Consider the following 16,826-nt stretch of genomic DNA (forward strand, 5'->3'; position numbering starts at 1 on the left):
GTAATCAGCGAGAGAATCGGGAATAGTGAGGTAAAACAAAGGGCTATCGGCCCTATCTACCTTATCTGACTACCCACGTCAGTTCAGGCAGCGGGCGGCGTCGTAGGTACGCAACCAGGTCATTTGCAGGATGCGGGCATCATTGCTGGCGCGGTGGCGGGAAATATTCAGGTCTTCCTGTACCTGATTTTTGGTGGCATGCCACAAGCCTTCCTGCTGGGGGGAGATGATTTCACGCAAATCCGCCAGACGAAAACTGGGTACCCGGTCAGCGGCATCATACAGGCGTGCCATCCATATGTAATCCTGGGCCCAGCCATCGGTATAGACAGTTTGTCCTGTCAGTTTCAGATTCAGTTGTTCTGTCACCTGACTGGGGGATTTGCCTCTTGCGACCAGCAATTCACGCGGAATGCGGTGTACACATGCCGCATGCACATCCCAGTGGTCCCAGTCTGATTCGGGACGAATGAGGCTACACCAGCCTTCGCCATGACGACGCGAAAAGCCAACCTCGATAGGGTAGCTGCCTTTACCGAAGCCGGACGCTTCAAAATCAATCACGATAGGCACGGTTATCATTGCAGGTGCTCCACAGTCTGGGAAAGTTGATGCAGGTTCTTACTTGCAAAACAGGACACATGCAACATCGGAGGCTGCCAGGGCTCGCGTGGATACAGGAACGATCTGGCTTTTGCGCTACCTTGAGTTTATTTTTCTACGAATCAATACAGGGTGCAAGACTTTGCTGAGAAATCCGGGGATTTTTAAAGATGTTTGACGAATCAGCGGCTAATTGCGGACAGTCATGCTGGCCAACACTGCCCTGATTGGAAGGCGCATGCCAAATTACGCAAATACTGGTAAGCTCAGCAGCTTGTTTCGCTTCATGTTAAAGGAAATCCATGCGCCTCTTACGCGTTTTGCTTATTACCCTCGGTTTTATTGCCAGCGCGGCCCAGGCAACGCCTGCCGCGCCCAAAAATGGGGCAGAATTTATCACCCTGCCGGCACCACAGCCGGTGCTATCCAGCGGGAAGAAAGTCGAAGTCATCGAATTTTTCATGTACCACTGCCCGGCCTGTAATGCGCTCGAACCCAGCCTGAATGAATGGGTCAAAAAGCAGGGCGACAATATCCTGTTCCGCCGCATGCATTTGCCGCTGACGGGTGAAAAAGATCCTGAAGCACATCTGTTTCTGACGCTGGAAGCGATGAATCTGGAAACGGCACTGCATGCCAAGGTCCTGGCTACCTGGCATGTCGAACGCAGCCGCCTGACCAGTGATGCAGAAAATATAGACTGGGCTGTCAAGAATGGCATCGATAAAGCCAAATTCCTGAGTTTCTACAACTCTTTCGCTGTCATCACCAAATTGACCAACCTGTCGAAGCTGGTCGCTACGTATAAAGTGGACAGTACACCGACCTTTGTTGTGGATGGCCGTTACCTGACCAATCCGTCCATGATCGCCGGTGCCAACAGCAATATTCCACGCGAGCAGCTGTATCAGGCCACCATGCAGGTGCTGGAAGCGCTGATAGCAAAATCAAAGAAATAAGTCATTGATTGAGGCAGGTTACCATCGAGTGTAGCCTGCCTTATTTCTCCGCTTATTTCCCCACTTTCCCCCTACTACATCCCCGCCAGCAAGCAGCAGTCTGCTCGTCTGTTACTTGTCCACCACGGTTTTACCTATCGGTGCCAACGCAATTGCAGCCAGTTTCAGATGCTGGATGCCGAATGGAATACCGATGATGGTGACAAAACAGAACAAAGCTGAAAACAAGTGTGCTATCGCCAGCCAGACACCGGCGAAAATGAACCAGATGATATTGCCTATTGTTCCCAGCACACCGGTACCTATATCCTCCTGACCCGTCACCGCCTGCCGGTTGACCACTTCCTTGCCAAATGGCATGAAAGTCAGTTGCCCGATCACGAAGCAGGCTCGGCCCCAGGGTATGCCTATGATGCTGATAAAGGCCAAAGCGCCCACCAGCCACCATGCCAAACCGGTGATAAAACCACCGAATACCAACCACAGAATATTTCCAATCAGACTCATCGCTTGCCTTCCGGTTTATTCATGATTATTCATGATTATTCATAGCGCAGACAATCCACCGGCAATAAACGCGAGGCGCGGCGGGCCGGATAAAAGCCAAAGAAGATACCCACAAAGCTGGCGAACCCGCAGGCCACCACCATCGCCTGTAGGCCAATGACGACTTCCAGCTTGCCGGTAGACGTAATCGCCGCAGCGCCAGCCATGGCCAGCATGATGCCTATGATGCCGCCGACCAGGCAGATCACCACGGCCTCGGTCAGAAACTGCAACAGCACGTCGCGTGGCTTGGCACCAATCGCCATGCGTATGCCTATCTCGCGGGTGCGCTCAGTCACCGATACCAGCATGATATTCATGATGCCTATGCCACCCACGATCAGAGAGATGGCACCAATCGCACCCAGCATGGCTGCCAGGCCGGCACTGATCTTGGCTCCGGTCTCGGCAATCGAGGCCAGGTTATCGATACGAAAATCATCTTCCTGCCCAGCCTTGATATGATGCCGGTCACGCAGCATGTCCTTGATGTCTTCTTCCGCATCCTTCAACTGCTTTTCAGTTTTGCCCTGCACCACGACGTAATGCACATTGCGCGGGAAAGGGCTGCGCATCAAGGTGGCGCGTGCCGACGTGATCGGGATCAGGACCATCTCACCCAGATCACCGCCATCAAACATGCGGCCCTCGCCCTGCAAGACACCGACCACCTGGAAGGGTACATTGTCTATGCGAACAAACTGGCCTATCGGGTTGTCCTTGTAAAAGAACTGGTCCGCCAGTTTCTTGCCTATGATGACCATGCGTGCTGCACCACGGATATCGGAATCACTGAATTCATTTCCCTGATCCACTTTCCAGTTACGTACCTTGAACATTTCCGGCGTAACGCCGAGCACGGCATTATTCGAATTGTCATTTCCCACCGTGAGCTGGAAGAAGCCCTGCAAGGCCGGAGCAGCGCCATTCAGGGTAGGCAGTTCATTGAGTGCCACTGCGTCTTCTACAGACAGTGAAGGTGCCGTGCCGGTACGTGCGCGCACACCCTGAGTGCGATTGGCACCGGGCGAAATGATCATCAGATTACTACCCAGTACTTCCAGCTCTTTGGCGATAAATTTCTTGGCGCTTTCACCAACGGCCAGCATCATCACTACCGAGGTAATGCCGATGATAATGCCCAGCATGGTCAGTGCCGTGCGCAGACGGTTGGCATTCATGGAACGGAATGCTTCTATAAAAACCTGGAGGAAATTCATTTTGCATCCCCCTGTGCGTCTGAATATTCGGCATGCGAAGCCGCCAATTGACGCAAGCCTTCTGCCGCCGGGCCATCGTACAGGACATGTCCATCCTTGAGACGCACCAGGCGCTTGCTATAGGCCGCAATATCCGGTTCATGCGTGACCAGCAGGATGGTGATGCCACGCTCGGCATTCAATTGCTGTAACGACCGCATGATGTCTTCACTGGTTTGTGTATCCAGGTTGCCGGTAGGTTCATCCGCCAAAATCAGTGGCGGATCAGCGACCAGGGCGCGGGCGATGGCAACGCGCTGCTGCTGTCCGCCTGAGAGTTGATTGGGCAGGCGTTTAGCATAGTCTTTCAGCCCCACCCTTTCCAGTTCCACCACTGCCTTTTTGTGCGCCTTGTCACGCCCGACGCCGGCATAAATCAAAGGCAGAGCGACGTTTTCAGCCACGCTCATGCGTTTGATCAGGTTAAAGCTCTGGAATACAAAACCGATAGTGCGGTTGCGTATGGTTGCCAGTTCGGCACGCGACAGGCTTAGGGTATCAACACCGTTCAGCAGATAAGAGCCGCTGGTGGCCTGGTCCAGGCAACCAAGAATATTCATCAACGTGGATTTGCCGGAACCGGACTGCCCCATCACGGCCAGGAAGTCGCCACGTGGCACCTGTACATCAATGCCATGCAAGACCTTGGTCTCCACGCCACCAGAGAAATAACTCTTGGTAACCTGGCGTATGGCTATCAGGGTATCGCTCATCAGCGTGCTCCGGCCTTGTCCAGCGCACGGGTAATGACTTTTTCACCGGGCTTCAGATCACCGGAAATGACTTCAGTATATTTGAAGTTGGACAAACCAATTTTGACATCCACGGTCTTCGCCTGGTTTTTATCATCGAGTTTGTATAGTTTAAAAGTGCGGGTCAGGTCTTTTTTGGTACGGAAAGCCACGTCATCATCGACGTCAGGTGCCGGCAGATTACTACCGGCAGAGGTTGAGGCCGAGCTTGAAGCTGATCCATTATTATTTTTTTCCTTGTCCTTGAGCGCCTTGGCTTCTTTGGCCTGCTCTTCTTCTGTCGGCTTATAGCGCAGGGCGGCGGTCGGGATACGTATCACATTTTCACGGCTGCCAACTACCAGACGTACTTGCGCTGTCATACCGGGTTTCAGCAATTCATCCTTGTTATCCACGTCCAGCACCACGTTATACGTGACCACGTTTTGCTGCACGTTTGCTGCCAGGCGGAACTGGCGCAGCTTGGCTTCGAATTCACGATCCGGGTAGGCATCAACAACGAAACGCGCAGGCAAGCCATCTTTCAAAGAGCCTACGTCAGCTTCCGAGACGCTGGTATCAATCTGCATCTTGGTCAGGTCACGTGCAATCTGGAACAGGTTAGGTGTCTGGAAAGACGCAGCCACGGTCTGCCCCATGTCGATGGTGCGCTTGATGATGACGCCATCAATGGGTGAACGAATGACACTATTGTTCAGGTCAGCCTTGACACGGTCCAGCTGCGCCCTGGCTAGTTTGATATTGGCATCCGCCACTTCGACTTCACGCTTGGCCTGATCCATGGCAGTAGCTGAAATATAGTTTTGCGTGACCAGTTTCTGGTTGCGTTCCAGCGTCGCCTGGGCCAGACGTTTCGACGCTTCGGCCGATGCCAGACTGGCTTCGCTCTGCTTGATCTGGGCATTGAAAATGGTCGGGTCCAGCTTCAGCAGGACCTGGCCCTGCTTCACTCTGTCATTAAAATCTGCCTTCAGTTCAACTACGGTACCAGATACCTGGGAACCAACATTGATCAGGGCCACCGGATTGAGTGTGCCGCTGGCAGTCACGGTCTGGGTGATATTGCCTTTGTCAACGACCGCCGTCCTGTATTTGGGTTCTTCTTCCTTAGGCTTGCCTTTTTCCTTTTGGTAATACATGGCAGCAGCACCACCGACAAGCAACAGGGCAACGGCCAAAAAAACGCGTTTTTTTGTGAAAACAGGCATAGTAAGATCAACCCCAGGTTATCAGGTAAGCAATAGACCAGCTATCAAAGATTTCGTTCAATACGGAAAAACCAGGCCAGCACCGGTGCCAGCAATGCAGCAGCGGCCGGTATCCACAACCAGTTGGGAAATTGTATGCCTGCATAAATGCAGCCAGCCCAACCAAAAGAGCTCAGGGCTTCGAGCAAACCGGCTATCCATTGGGCATGGCCACGCCGGTTAAACTGCGCCCGTGGTGCAGGCTTGGATTGCCACAGATTGATCAGGGCAGAACCAAGCATGGCCAGCAAAGCACACAAAGTCACCGCCAGGCCCAGCAACACTTGTTGCGCACTGAGCCAGATCAGGGCTGGTGTCATCAATACCATGACGGGTAACATAGCCGCAATCAACTTGCTGATGACTATGGTCAGCGGTTTAACCGGGGCGGCGCGTAACAGGTCTGGCGCATCTTCGCCAGACACGATGATCCAGATCAGTGAACCCGCCAGCGAAGCCCCCAGGAACACCATGCCGGCGGCGACACCGGGCAAAATCGACTTGCTCCTGAACACCACAAAAAACAGTGGTGCCATGTACAACAATTGCAGCAATACCTGGGAAATCAGTTGCGGATCACGGGCGATCAAACGCCATTCTTTCTGGATAATGGTCACGCGCAGACTACGTCCAAACCCGGCCTGCCCTGCTTTACCGCCGGTACTGGCTTTCAGCGGCTTACGCTGGTTACCCACGGATTGCTGTACGCCACGCACAAAGAACTGGTGGGTAAACCGGGCAGTCAACCAAAAACAGGCCAGGCTGACCAGGCTGAACACCAGAATCGCAGGTGGCGACCCCAGCATGGCGCGCGCCGGTGTCCATACCGGGCTTTGCGCATCCAGCAAGCCACCGGGAGTAAATAGGGGCGTCAGGAAATCCTGTACGTTCTGGCGGACTTCTTTGCCCAGATTACCGAACAGTTGTGACAGGATGAAAATTGAAGCACCAGTCAGCGCACCCAGTATCTGGCCAACGGTGCGGGTACGGCGCACGCCTATGGTTTTCACCAGCCCCAGGGTCAGCAACATGGATAGCGAGGCAGCAATCATGGCCATGCCAACAATGCCGGGATAAATTCCCAGCCAGGCCCATTGACCGGTCACCGCACCTATATTGGCCACCGGGGCCAGCAGCACCAGAAACCAGACCACCACGCCAAATGTGACGCCTGCCAGCCTGACGCTGAAAATGGTGCGCGACGATAAAGGTGAAGACAGCAACAGGTCCAGGTCACCGCGTTCAAACAAAGCCCTGACGCTGCGCGTCAGCCCCATTGACAGCATCATGCTGAAGATCACCATCATCAGCAAGCCGGTCGCAATCAGGATGAGCGGCGGAATATCCTTGCCAAATGGCGGTATTTTGCGCATCAAAAACCAGACCCCGACATGCGCCATCACAGCCAGGAAGGCGATCAGACAGATGCCAAACACCGACATGCCACGGGCGGCGCTGCGGCCAGGGCGGCTTTGCCCCATGTCATAAAACGCCAGACGGATTTCATGCCAGAGCAGCCAGACAGCACTGCCTGGCTGGAAATTCAAGCCGCGAGCCATTATGCCGGCTCCGTCAATTGCAGGAAAACTTCTTCAAGTGTGCCAGCACTATGGCTGGTCCGGGTGCGCAATTCGTCCAGTGTGCCTTCGGCGATCAGTTTGCCGTTCTGAATGATGCCTATGCGTTCGGCCAGCCGTTCAGCCACATCCAGGATATGCGTGGTCAGTATCACGGTGCCACCCTGCTTCACGTGCGCCAGCAGGACATCCTTGACCTGGCGCGCTGCGGCCGCATCCAGACCGGTCAGCGGTTCGTCGAGGATGATCAGTTCCGGCTGGTGGATGAGGGCACCCGCCAGTGCCAGTTTTTGCTTCATGCCACGCGAAAAACCTTCGGTGAGCTCATCGGTATGCTGTAACAGATCCAGCCATTCCAGCAATTCACGCGCCCGGGTTTCGGCGACATCGGCAGACACGCCCCACAAGCCTGCCACAAACGCCAGATATTCGAATGGCTTGAGCTTGTTATACAACATGGGGTCATCCGGCAGGTAAGCCAGCTTGCTCTTGGCCAGCGCCGCATTGCTTGCCAGATCATTACCCAGGATATGGATGCTGCCACTGTCCGGCAGTATCAGGCCAGCCACCATACGCAGGGTGGTGGTCTTGCCGGCACCGTTAGGGCCCAACAAGGCATACAGTTCACCCCGACGTACCTGCAGATTCAGATTTTCTACGGCAGGACGACCAAAGTTCTTGCTCAGGTCACGCAACTCCAAGGCTATATCTGTCATTTTGGGAAATGTTGTCTAAAAATTTAGCCATTGTATTCCTAAATCAACAAAAATTAGCACCGTGCACGCAAACAACACGCAGGCATGTTGTGCATAAAAAGACTTCTATCCTGGGTCAGCTTATGAAATCAACTGAAAACCGGCACATGCGGATCAACGCCACCAAAACGGATTTCAGGATGTCGCTTGCTGACCAGTTCCTTGATTTCTGCCACCCGTTTGAAAGGTACATCCACCATCAGCAAGACACGACCATTTTCTATCTCGGCCTGAAAAGGTTTCAGGCGCGAGCTGGGGATGGCCGTTGCTGCCCTGCCGGATACCCATGACCCGAACATGGCACCACCCAGCGCCGAAATCACCACAGCAAGAATACGCATTTCCATGCCTTCAGGTGGAAAGATCAGCCACAAGCCGCCTGCCAGCAAACCCGCTATACCACCTATCAGCATGCCGACTTCCGCGCCATGTATCAAATCCGTCTTCTGGAAGGAATTCGCTTCTGGCATATCGGCGGGCAGCATGCCTTCTCTAGCATGAAAATGCATGTGTCGCTCATCCACACGGGCCAGCAACAGTTCATCCAGCATCGCCCTGGCACTGCCTGCGTCGGGTAACATGAAGTACAGTCTGCGTCTCATAAGAACCTCCTGAAGTAAATATCCAAAGAGGCAGTTGCGGTGGCTACACGGTGACCAGAATTGGCCAGGGGATAAGACAGCAAGCATCGTCATTCCGTAGCGGGAAAAACGACAGGATGCGCAACTGCCTTATCTATCTTTATAGTCAATTCCAGACAAAATTCAAATGGCAAATCAGGCAGTATGGATAAACATTTTTACGCATTCCAGTTCTGGTCAGATTAACAAAAAAATTCACTTGACCTGTCTGTCGTCCGGCTCAATACTGTGTTTCGCTATACAGGCATGGGCTACAGGCATGCTGGCTTTGGTAGATACATAAAGACCTTTGAGCATGATCTTCTCTTTTATGAGACTGCAATGAAAAAAATAATATGCCTGTTCGCGACGTGCCTTGCCCTGTTCAGTCCTACTGGCCAGGCTCAAACAGTCGTCGTTGAACCGATAAGATGGGTCACGGCTGAATTCCCTCCCTTCATCTGGTTGCAAAAAGATGTACCACAGGGTTATGCCTATGAACTGATCGCCGCCATGTCCAGCCAGATGGGCCGGCAGCCAGATCTGACGTTCTACCCCTGGTCACGGGTAATCAAGATGGGCAGGGAAGGCAAATCCTATGGCCTGTTTCCACTGGCCAGAACCCCGGAACGCGAAACCAGTTTCAAATGGCTGGTACCACTGAGCAAGGTCAACTACACTTTCTTTGGCCACCGTACCGGGAAAATCAGTATAGAAAAAGCCAGTGTCGAACAATTGCGCGGCATGCGTATCGGCATCATGCGCGGTTCATCGCTGGAGAGGAATCTACAGGCGAAAAACTTCCGACATATTGTGTACGAAAAAAATTATCAGGATTTGTTGAAAATGCTGTCGCTGGGCGGCATCGATGCGATTTATGCGGGCTACCCAATGCTGACCTCGGCAATAGAAGAATATGGATTCCGTCTGGACGATTTCCAGACCGGCATCAACCTTGGTTCGGCCGACCTGTACCTGGCAAGCTCACTGGGCCTGCATGAGAAAGAAGAAAAAGCCTGGAAAATTGCCTACGAAACCCTGCAAAAGGATGGCACGGTCATGAAGCTGAAAAACAAGTATTTTTCATGGGATTAAATGCGGGCCCGTTGCTCGTTTCTGTCTATAGCCGAAAACAGGCCCCGCGCATTATCCCCCCATAGGCGTACACAGCTCGACCAGGCTGCCGTCCGGGCAACGCAGGTAAGACACCACCTGTCCCCAGGGTTTTTGCGCAGGTGCAGCAAGTTCGGTGGCTCCGGCAGCGATTGCCTGTGCATGGGCCTGCGCCACATCAGCCGTGGTAAAGGCGACTTCCATCCCCAGCGGCTGGGCAGAACTGTGGGCTTCCACATGACCGCTGGCATAATTCATTTCGCCCATGGCATGGGCGGCAAAAGCCAGCGTCGTGGCACCCGTATCCAATTCGCCATACATGCCGGATTCATGCAAAAAACGGGTGGCAAAGCCAAAGGCTTTTTCAAAAAAAGCCAGTGATGCTGCCACATCGGGCACATAGATAATGGTGTAAGCAAAGTTCATATAATCGATTCCTGATTTTCAAAAATCTCCCAGGCACTCAGCCTGGGAGTGTCTTTACTCTTTGATACCCCATTGCGACAACATCCAGGCTGAATTGAAAGCGCCTTCACGTATCGCATCATAACGGCCAGAAGCACCGCCATGGCCTGCTGCCATATTAATTTTCAGCAGCAGAGGATTTTTATCGGTCTTGTAGTCACGCAGCTTGGCGACGTACTTGGCTGGTTCCCAGTACATGACCTGGCTGTCGTTCAGGCTGGTGGTGACCAGCATGGCAGGGTAAGCCTTGCGGGCGATATTGTCATACGGCGAATAGCTGCGCATATAGTCATAGGCCGGCTTTTCATTTGGATTACCCCATTCCAGGTATTCACCCGTGGTCAAAGGCAGGCTGGCATCCATCATGGTGTTCATCACATCGACAAAGGGCACGGCCGCATGTACGGCGTGGAACAGGTCAGGACGCATGTTCACCACTGCCCCCATCAGCAAGCCACCAGCACTGCCACCCTGGATGATGAGCCTGTCCGGACTGGTCCATTTTTGTTTGACGAGGTAATCGGCGCTATCGATGAAATCATAAAAGGTATTTTTCTTTTTCATCAGCATGCCGTCTTCATGCCAGTGCTCGCCCATGTCACGGCCACCACGGATATGCGCCTGCACATAGATGACGCCACGGTCCAGCAGGCTCAGGCGGCTGATGGCAAAGGTCGCTTCGGTAGAATAGCCATAACTGCCATACGAATACAACAGCAAAGGCGCACTGCCATCCAGTTTCACACCTTTTTTATATACAACCCACAGCGGTACCTTGACACCATCCCTGGCTGTCATCCACAACCGGCGACTTTCATATTTGCTGGCATCGTAACCACCGACAATTTCCTGCTGCTTGAGTACATAACGCTGACCCGTCGCCATGTCCACATCCAGCACAGTCGGCGGCGTCACCGGCGACTGGTAAGACATGCGGAAGCGGGTGGAAGAAAATTCCGGCGTCCCTGCACCTGTTGCCAGATATACGGGATCATCAAACTTCACGGTTTTCCACTGCTTGCTGTTGAAATCATAGATGCGGGCACGATTCAGGGCCTGGGTCTTTTCAGTGACGACCATGAAATCCTTAAAGAGATCAGCGGCAAACACCAGTACATCGGGATCATGCTTCACCACTTCCTGCCAGTGCGTGCTGTCCGGCGTTGCCAGCGGTGCGCGCACTACGCGGAAATTCTTGGCGTTCTTGTTGGTGGTGATGTACAGCTCGCCATTGCGGTGTTCCACGCTGTAGCGATGGCCTTTTTCACGCCCCAGCACAGAACGGAACGTGCCACCCGGTGTGCCGGCTGGCAGCAGACTGACTTCGGCACTATCAGTTGCCTGGCTGGTCAGCACAATGAATTGCCGGTCACGTGTGGTCCCCACCATCAGGGAAAACTGCTCCACCGCTTCATGCATGATTTCTACCGGTGCCTTGCCCAGTTCCATGCGGAACAGGCGGTCAGACCGTTTGGTGACCGGGTCTTCCTGCACGAAAAACAGAGTCTTGTTATCGGCAGCCCAGGCCAGCGAGGTCACACGTTCTACCGTATCAGCCAGCAACTGGCCGGTTTTCAGATCCTTGATACGCAACTGGTATTGACGATAGCCAACGGTATCTGTCACGTAGGCCATCAATTGTTCGTCGGGGCTGACCAGGCTGCCGCCGACGGCAAAGAACTTCAATCCCTTGGCCATCTCGTTCTGATCCAGCAGGATTTCTTCGGCGGCCTTGTCATCATAGGCCATGGCGGCATCTGCATGACGGCGGCAAGACAGTGGATATTGCTTGCCTGCCTCAGTGCGCGAATAGTAATAATAATTGCCGCGACGGACAGGTACGGACAGGTCGGCCTCCTTCATGCGTCCCTTGATTTCGCCATACAGCTTTTCTGCAAGTGGCTTGACATCCGCGCTCATGGCCTCGGTATAGGCATTCTCGGCATTCAGGTAAGAAATCACATCAGGATTTTCTTTTTTCTGTAGCCAGCGGTAGTCATCCGTAACCACTTCGCCATGACGGGTTTCCTGCCATGGCACTTTTTTGGCAATGGGTGGAACGGGTGGAACCAGCAGCGCACTGGAAACCGCATCGGCAGCCAGCACCAGCCCGGAAGTCGCCAGACCGAGTACGCTGGCAGACATGAGTACAGAGATTTTTTTGAAGGGCACATCAACTCCTGTAGGGATGACTGAATAAGACATTCTAAATGCGATGCAAACAAAACAAGAAATCTTTTTGCATATTGCTGCAACGCGGGATTTCCCGTGTATGAAATCATGCCTTCATATGACTGTTTTACTATTCAGAAAGTTTCCATCTGAAATTTGAGCAGCCTCGTATGTCATTTTCATTTTTCGGATATGCTTGCTCGATATTTTTTGCAAATGTGATTGCAAAGACAACTGAATCTTGAAGGAACACACCGTGAGCACTCTGCTAAACCAACGTCTGGCACTACTTGACAGTGAAGCAAATCGTCCTCTGCTTGCCCGGGGATTACGCGGTATAGAGCGGGAAACCCTGCGTGTGCATGCCGATGGCAAACTGGCGCTGACGCCGCATCCGCCGGCACTGGGTTCCGCGCTGACCAATCCGCAAATTACAACCGATTATTCGGAATCCCTGCTGGAATTCATTACCCCGGCAGAGCCTGACATCGCCACGGCGCTGGAAGAGCTGGACAATATCCACCGCTTTGCCTACACCGTCATGGGCAATGAGATGCTGTGGCACCAGTCCATGCCCTGCGCCCTGCCGGAAGAAAAAGACATCCCGATTGCCTGGTATGGCAATTCACACATAGGCATGATCAAGCATGTGTACCGGCGCGGGCTGGCATTACGCTATGGAAAAAGCATGCAGTGCATCGCCGGTATCCATTACAACTATTCGCTGTCGGAAGATTTGTGGAAGGTCTTGCAGCAGGCCGAACAGACGCCTGGCACGTCCACCTACGTGCAGTCGGAAAACTATATCGCCCTGATACGCAATTTCCATCGCTATAGCTGGCTGCTGATGTATCTGTTTGGTGCATCGCCAGCACTGTCCACGCCTTTCCTGCGTGGCCGCCCACACCAGTTGGACACCTTGTCAGACGATACACTGTACCTGCCCTATGCCACCAGTCTGCGCATGAGTGACCTGGGCTACCAGAATAACGCCCAGGCTGGCCTGGTGCCGCCCTATAACACCTTGCTGGAATACATGCGCAGCCTTTCGCTGGCGGTACGCCAGCCTTACCCCGATTATGAAAAAATAGGGACGCAGCAAAACGGGGAATGGGTACAGATCAACACCAATGTGCTGCAAATTGAAAACGAGTTTTACGCCACCATACGGCCAAAACGCGTCATCAAAACTGGCGAACGCCCGATCGAAGCCCTGTGTGCACGTGGCGTGCAGTACATAGAAGTACGCTGCATGGACGTGAATCCCTTCGACCCGCTGGGCATTAGCCTGGAAACTTCACGTTTCCTCGATGCCTTCCTGCTGTTCTGTGCCCTGGATGACAGTCCACTCACAAATCAGACCGAAGGCGATGAAAATGTCGACAATTTTGCACTCACCGTGAAACAGGGGCGTCGTCCTGGCCTGATGTTGTCACGTCGGGGTCAGGCTATCTCGCTGCAAGACTGGAGCAGGGAATTGCTGGAGAAAATTACACCGGTAGCCGCCCTGCTGGATGCCCAGCGTGGTGATGACAGCCACGCCCAAACCCTGCAGGTCCAGCGTGAAAAATTGCTCAACCCTGAACTGACACCATCTGCCAAAGTGCTGGCCGCCATACGTGCAGCGAATAATTCCTTCACTCAGTTTGCCTTGCAACAAAGCAAGGTGCTGGCCGATGGATTCCGCGCCCATCCTCCTGCTGCCGATCAACTGGCCCTGTACACCAAAATGGCTGAACAATCACTGGCAGAACAGGCTGCCATGGAGAGTTCACAAACCGGCAGTTTTGATCAGTTCATCCACGATTACCGCTCACGCACGTCGAGCGAAATTTGCTGTGATACCTTTAATGCAGCAGCACTGACGCAAAGCGTGAAAGTACAGATCGCTTCGGCAAGCTGATGCCTGTGCAGAGAGCGAGCTGAAGGTCGGCCGCTTTACACCTTATCCACTATCCACGATCCATTAGCCACCGCTCCCGGTGGCTATTTCTTTTCCGTCCCCTTGGTCCGCAAGTCTTCGCGCTGTTTTTCATATTGCTCGTAAGTCGTCTTGTTTTGTTGCAGACAAGTCTTGCGCTCATTCCAGTCCATGAGTTTTTCACATTGGCGCTGGGCGGCATCTTGTTGTACGTCATAGACGAAAGCACAGCCACTCAAGCCCAACTGGCTACAGAGTATCAGAGTTGGCAAGAGGGATTTTCTTAACATGTAATTCATTCGAAAAATAGTGATCAATTGCGAAATTGCGAGTAGTAAAAAAGCATACCAAGCAAGATAGACCCATGTTAAGCGAATTTAGTTCCAATATTCATACCCATCAACAACCGTGGATAGCAGATCCTTGAACCAGAATATATCTATGCAGCACGCTGCATAGCCCACTCTTTACCATGGGCCGGGTCTGCATAACTTCATCTAATCCTACAAATGCGGACGCCCGCGTCCTATATGGGAGCGCCCAGGGCCGATGCTAGTATGGATTCCAAGTCGAAAACAGATACAGCTGCATGCTGGCAGATAGAGACTTACTGGCAACTTACGGCGGGCTTACCGCGCATATCAGGATTCACCGATCTTCTGGAGAAATCGCAATGAATACATGTCTATTTAAAAGTGGAATATTTTTTATGCATGGCGCATTGCGCCTGGGTATGGGCAATCTGCTTGGCAAACAACAACTTCGCGCCAGCGGCTACCAGATGCTGACCAATGCCAGATGCCAGCTCGTCATCAGTGATGTACAAAAGGTGATCAGGCAGTGCATCAAACGCCAGCAAAATAATCTTACTTCGGTCTCAGGGTCCTGATTCCGGATCATTTTGAACGTACTTTTTAACGTACCTCTTAACCTACCACTTCTTTTTGGAGAAAAACATGATCGCTACCAAACACCTTTTCCTTGCGGCCGGTCTTGCCAGTCTGGCGCTGCTGACTGCTGTCAGCAAGACATTGCATCGCGAAAAACATGTCGCCAAGAAATTACACAAAACCGAGTTAAGCACCTGGGAAGGCGAGGGTGGCAATCTGCCGCCAAAAACCAGCACTAAGGCTGAGAATAAAGATGCAGGTGCTGCATAGCCTTGCGTAACGCTTGCCAGCTTACTCTGCTCAATCACTCTGCACCCGTCTCCAGCACGCCGCTGTATCCTTAGGTATTAACAGAGGCTACAGCGCACGGAGGCCACGGATGCCACGAATGCATACCCCAGGCACTTCACCTATCCTGCCAGTTTCCATGAGCAACATGGCCTTGATATGCTCACTTCCCCCCATATATTTTGTTCAGGTGCTATGCTGTCAACATAAACCCATGACGTGTAGCACAGTTCTGATGCCTTATTGAAACTAATAGCATGTTACAGTTAAAAACAGCGTGCCTTACACGTAGCTTGCCCTGGCAGGCGGGAAATCGTCTTTCGCTTCTGTTTTAGCCCTTAGAGCCGACAGGCGGGCATAATTTTGTGCACTCTTACCTTTCTAGGAAAAAAATGATACGTATCGCAGTCTGTGACGACCATCAAATTGTGCGGGCCGGATTCAGGCAGATATTTTCAGAAGTCAGTGATTTCGAAGTGGTTGCAGAAGCCTCGACCGGGCGTGAAGCCCTTGAAATCGCCAGGAAAGAAGCCTGTGACGTCATGCTGCTGGATATCAGCATGCCTGATCAAAGCGGTATTGATACCTTGCGGACCATCAAACAGGGGCAGCCAGAGTTACCTATCCTGATAATGAGTGGATACCCTGCGCAGCAGTATGCCGTGAATCTCTTGCGTATGGGAGCAAATGGTTATCTGAACAAGGAATGTGATGCAGATGAGCTGATCAAGGCTGTGCGTACGGTTTCAACCGGCCGTCGTTATGTCAGTGCAGATGTAGGGGAAATACTGGCGCAGGGTTTTGACCGCAATGCGGACACTGCGATGCATACAGAACTGTCTGATCGCGAATTCCAGGTATTCCTGAGACTGGCCAAGGGTGAATGTGTGTCCGACATTGCCGTGACCCTGTCGCTTAGCGTGAAGACCATCAGCACCTATCGTACCCGCGTGATGGAAAAAATGAACCTGCAATCCAACAGTGATCTGACGTATTACGCAATGAAGAATAATTTGCTTGAATAAGCAATCCGAAACATGTTACCGGAGGAGCTATTGCCGCGGAATTCAGTGAGACAGGGCCTGGATATGGTCGACCAGGTTGTCCATTTCGCGGGATTTGTCAAAAAAGCCCTCCGCGCCCAAAGACATGGTACGGGTTTTCAAGGCATTGCTGGGGTTGCTGGTGAACACCAGGCGTGATCCGTAGGGACGACCATCATTTTTCAGTCCAGACAATACAGCCAGGCCACTGCCTTCACGCAAGCCTATGTCCACGATGGCGACATCCCATTCGATAGAGCGCAACTGGCTCAAAGCCTCTGCTTCGCTTTCTGCAAAACCGATGACTTCCACATTTTCAGCCTGCTGCAAAACCTCAATCAGCACTGAACGAATTCTTTGCGCATCTTCGATTAAAAATACCTTCAATTTTTTCTTCTCGTCCATTTTGTTCCAAACTATTGGGAACTGAAACACAAAGTAATAAAACCACACGCATCGGTCATGAGGCGTTGATACAATTCATTTTAAGGATACTGAAGTTGATTGGCAATAAGCTTTCGCGGAATAGTTTGTAGGAAAAAACCTACGTCATAATTTTTCAGGGGCAGGAAAAAACTCTTAGAATTTACGACACATTATTTATCAATTGAGGTAT

18 protein-coding genes are annotated in these 16,826 nt (G+C 52.4%); 6 read left to right on the plus strand and 12 right to left on the minus strand.

Going from position 1 to position 16,826, the window contains the following annotated elements:
• Positions 1–78: 78 nt before the first annotated feature.
• Positions 79–582 (minus strand): hypothetical protein, encoded by a 504-nt coding sequence (locus ACO0LK_RS18490; protein WP_422977601.1) that lies wholly within the window; start codon positions 580–582, stop codon positions 79–81.
• Between the two features lie 323 nt (positions 583–905).
• On the opposite strand from ACO0LK_RS18490, the gene ACO0LK_RS18495 reads away from it, so the two are divergent.
• On the plus strand, positions 906–1,562 hold the full coding sequence (locus ACO0LK_RS18495) for a thiol:disulfide interchange protein DsbA/DsbL (RefSeq protein WP_422977603.1): 657 nt from the start codon (positions 906–908) through the stop codon (positions 1,560–1,562).
• Positions 1,563–1,673: 111 nt separating this feature from the next.
• Here the strand turns inward: ACO0LK_RS18495 and ACO0LK_RS18500 are convergent, their stop codons facing one another.
• The 7 genes from ACO0LK_RS18500 to ACO0LK_RS18530 form a co-directional block, all read right to left on the minus strand.
• Positions 1,674–2,069 carry a YccF domain-containing protein gene (locus ACO0LK_RS18500; protein WP_422977605.1) on the minus strand — a complete coding sequence of 132 codons (396 nt, stop codon included), beginning with the start codon at positions 2,067–2,069 and terminating at the stop codon, positions 1,674–1,676.
• Positions 2,070–2,104: 35 nt separating this feature from the next.
• The gene (locus ACO0LK_RS18505) at positions 2,105–3,328 is read right to left on the minus strand and encodes an ABC transporter permease (RefSeq protein ID WP_422977607.1); all 1,224 of its coding nucleotides are present in this window, start codon (positions 3,326–3,328) and stop codon (positions 2,105–2,107) included.
• Positions 3,325–4,080 (minus strand): ABC transporter ATP-binding protein, encoded by a 756-nt coding sequence (locus tag ACO0LK_RS18510; RefSeq protein ID WP_186949580.1) that lies wholly within the window; start codon positions 4,078–4,080, stop codon positions 3,325–3,327. The genes ACO0LK_RS18505 and ACO0LK_RS18510 overlap by 4 nt, the downstream gene beginning before the upstream one ends.
• On the minus strand, positions 4,080–5,327 hold the full coding sequence (locus ACO0LK_RS18515; protein ID WP_422977609.1) for an efflux RND transporter periplasmic adaptor subunit: 1,248 nt from the start codon (positions 5,325–5,327) through the stop codon (positions 4,080–4,082). Before ACO0LK_RS18515 ends, ACO0LK_RS18510 begins: the two co-directional genes overlap by 1 nt.
• Before the next feature lie 44 nt (positions 5,328–5,371).
• Complete coding sequence (locus tag ACO0LK_RS18520; RefSeq protein WP_422977611.1) at positions 5,372–6,925, minus strand: putative ABC transporter permease subunit; 1,554 nt, start codon at positions 6,923–6,925, stop codon at positions 5,372–5,374.
• Positions 6,925–7,659 carry an ABC transporter ATP-binding protein gene (locus ACO0LK_RS18525; protein WP_186949575.1) on the minus strand — a complete coding sequence of 245 codons (735 nt, stop codon included), beginning with the start codon at positions 7,657–7,659 and terminating at the stop codon, positions 6,925–6,927. Before ACO0LK_RS18525 ends, ACO0LK_RS18520 begins: the two co-directional genes overlap by 1 nt.
• Positions 7,660–7,787: 128 nt before the next feature.
• Positions 7,788–8,300, minus strand: a complete 513-nt coding sequence (locus tag ACO0LK_RS18530) for a DUF1269 domain-containing protein (protein ID WP_230412363.1) — start codon at positions 8,298–8,300, stop codon at positions 7,788–7,790.
• Between the two features lie 360 nt (positions 8,301–8,660).
• On the opposite strand from ACO0LK_RS18530, the gene ACO0LK_RS18535 reads away from it, so the two are divergent.
• Positions 8,661–9,413 carry a substrate-binding periplasmic protein gene (locus ACO0LK_RS18535; protein ID WP_422977613.1) on the plus strand — a complete coding sequence of 251 codons (753 nt, stop codon included), beginning with the start codon at positions 8,661–8,663 and terminating at the stop codon, positions 9,411–9,413.
• 51 nt (positions 9,414–9,464) lie between these two features.
• Here ACO0LK_RS18535 and ACO0LK_RS18540 read toward each other — a convergent pair whose 3' ends face one another.
• Together ACO0LK_RS18540 and ACO0LK_RS18545 are read right to left on the minus strand one after the other, a co-directional pair.
• A complete protein-coding gene (locus ACO0LK_RS18540; RefSeq protein WP_422977615.1) occupies positions 9,465–9,857 on the minus strand; it encodes a VOC family protein in 393 nt (130 codons plus the stop codon).
• Between the two features lie 54 nt (positions 9,858–9,911).
• Entirely contained in the window at positions 9,912–12,068 is a 2,157-nt protein-coding gene (locus tag ACO0LK_RS18545) for a S9 family peptidase (protein ID WP_422977617.1), read from the minus strand.
• 256 nt (positions 12,069–12,324) lie between these two features.
• Between ACO0LK_RS18545 and gshA the strand changes: the two genes are divergently transcribed.
• Positions 12,325–13,971 carry a glutamate--cysteine ligase gene (gshA, locus tag ACO0LK_RS18550; RefSeq protein ID WP_422977619.1) on the plus strand — a complete coding sequence of 549 codons (1,647 nt, stop codon included), beginning with the start codon at positions 12,325–12,327 and terminating at the stop codon, positions 13,969–13,971.
• A gap of 83 nt (positions 13,972–14,054) precedes the next feature.
• Here gshA and ACO0LK_RS18555 read toward each other — a convergent pair whose 3' ends face one another.
• A complete protein-coding gene (locus tag ACO0LK_RS18555; protein ID WP_422977621.1) occupies positions 14,055–14,279 on the minus strand; it encodes a hypothetical protein in 225 nt (74 codons plus the stop codon).
• Between the two features lie 299 nt (positions 14,280–14,578).
• Between ACO0LK_RS18555 and ACO0LK_RS18560 the strand changes: the two genes are divergently transcribed.
• The 3 genes from ACO0LK_RS18560 to ACO0LK_RS18570 all read left to right on the plus strand — a co-directional run bounded on the left by ACO0LK_RS18560 (position 14,579) and on the right by ACO0LK_RS18570 (position 16,192).
• Positions 14,579–14,878: a hypothetical protein gene (locus ACO0LK_RS18560; RefSeq protein WP_422977623.1), complete on the plus strand. Its 300-nt coding sequence runs from the start codon at positions 14,579–14,581 to the stop codon at positions 14,876–14,878.
• A 67-nt stretch (positions 14,879–14,945) separates the two neighbouring features.
• The gene (locus tag ACO0LK_RS18565) at positions 14,946–15,149 is read left to right on the plus strand and encodes a hypothetical protein (protein WP_422977624.1); all 204 of its coding nucleotides are present in this window, start codon (positions 14,946–14,948) and stop codon (positions 15,147–15,149) included.
• A gap of 410 nt (positions 15,150–15,559) precedes the next feature.
• Positions 15,560–16,192: a response regulator gene (locus tag ACO0LK_RS18570; protein ID WP_422977626.1), complete on the plus strand. Its 633-nt coding sequence runs from the start codon at positions 15,560–15,562 to the stop codon at positions 16,190–16,192.
• Positions 16,193–16,234: 42 nt separating this feature from the next.
• On the opposite strand, the gene ACO0LK_RS18575 is transcribed toward ACO0LK_RS18570, so the two are convergent.
• On the minus strand, positions 16,235–16,615 hold the full coding sequence (locus ACO0LK_RS18575; protein ID WP_422977628.1) for a response regulator: 381 nt from the start codon (positions 16,613–16,615) through the stop codon (positions 16,235–16,237).
• Positions 16,616–16,826 lie beyond the last annotated feature (211 nt).

The sequence above is a fragment of the Undibacterium sp. Ji49W genome (assembly GCF_049340205.1).
GTDB lineage: Bacteria > Pseudomonadota > Gammaproteobacteria > Burkholderiales > Burkholderiaceae_D > Undibacterium.

What these genes read in the sequence shown, in the direction of transcription:
- ACO0LK_RS18520 (WP_422977611.1), bottom strand. Translation starts at nt 6,925, where the DNA reads ATGGCTCGCGGCTTGAATTTCCAGCCAGGCAGTGCTGTCTGGCTGCTC.
- ACO0LK_RS18490 (WP_422977601.1), bottom strand. Translation starts at nt 582, where the DNA reads ATGATAACCGTGCCTATCGTGATTGATTTTGAAGCGTCCGGCTTCGGT.
- ACO0LK_RS18530 (WP_230412363.1), bottom strand. Translation starts at nt 8,300, where the DNA reads ATGAGACGCAGACTGTACTTCATGTTACCCGACGCAGGCAGTGCCAGG.
- ACO0LK_RS18505 (WP_422977607.1), bottom strand. Translation starts at nt 3,328, where the DNA reads ATGAATTTCCTCCAGGTTTTTATAGAAGCATTCCGTTCCATGAATGCC.
- ACO0LK_RS18535 (WP_422977613.1), top strand. Translation starts at nt 8,661, where the DNA reads ATGAAAAAAATAATATGCCTGTTCGCGACGTGCCTTGCCCTGTTCAGT.
- ACO0LK_RS18515 (WP_422977609.1), bottom strand. Translation starts at nt 5,327, where the DNA reads ATGCCTGTTTTCACAAAAAAACGCGTTTTTTTGGCCGTTGCCCTGTTG.
- ACO0LK_RS18500 (WP_422977605.1), bottom strand. Translation starts at nt 2,069, where the DNA reads ATGAGTCTGATTGGAAATATTCTGTGGTTGGTATTCGGTGGTTTTATC.
- ACO0LK_RS18495 (WP_422977603.1), top strand. Translation starts at nt 906, where the DNA reads ATGCGCCTCTTACGCGTTTTGCTTATTACCCTCGGTTTTATTGCCAGC.
- ACO0LK_RS18570 (WP_422977626.1), top strand. Translation starts at nt 15,560, where the DNA reads ATGATACGTATCGCAGTCTGTGACGACCATCAAATTGTGCGGGCCGGA.
- ACO0LK_RS18540 (WP_422977615.1), bottom strand. Translation starts at nt 9,857, where the DNA reads ATGAACTTTGCTTACACCATTATCTATGTGCCCGATGTGGCAGCATCA.
- ACO0LK_RS18565 (WP_422977624.1), top strand. Translation starts at nt 14,946, where the DNA reads ATGATCGCTACCAAACACCTTTTCCTTGCGGCCGGTCTTGCCAGTCTG.
- ACO0LK_RS18560 (WP_422977623.1), top strand. Translation starts at nt 14,579, where the DNA reads ATGCTGGCAGATAGAGACTTACTGGCAACTTACGGCGGGCTTACCGCG.
- ACO0LK_RS18555 (WP_422977621.1), bottom strand. Translation starts at nt 14,279, where the DNA reads ATGTTAAGAAAATCCCTCTTGCCAACTCTGATACTCTGTAGCCAGTTG.
- ACO0LK_RS18575 (WP_422977628.1), bottom strand. Translation starts at nt 16,615, where the DNA reads ATGGACGAGAAGAAAAAATTGAAGGTATTTTTAATCGAAGATGCGCAA.
- ACO0LK_RS18525 (WP_186949575.1), bottom strand. Translation starts at nt 7,659, where the DNA reads ATGACAGATATAGCCTTGGAGTTGCGTGACCTGAGCAAGAACTTTGGT.
- ACO0LK_RS18510 (WP_186949580.1), bottom strand. Translation starts at nt 4,080, where the DNA reads ATGAGCGATACCCTGATAGCCATACGCCAGGTTACCAAGAGTTATTTC.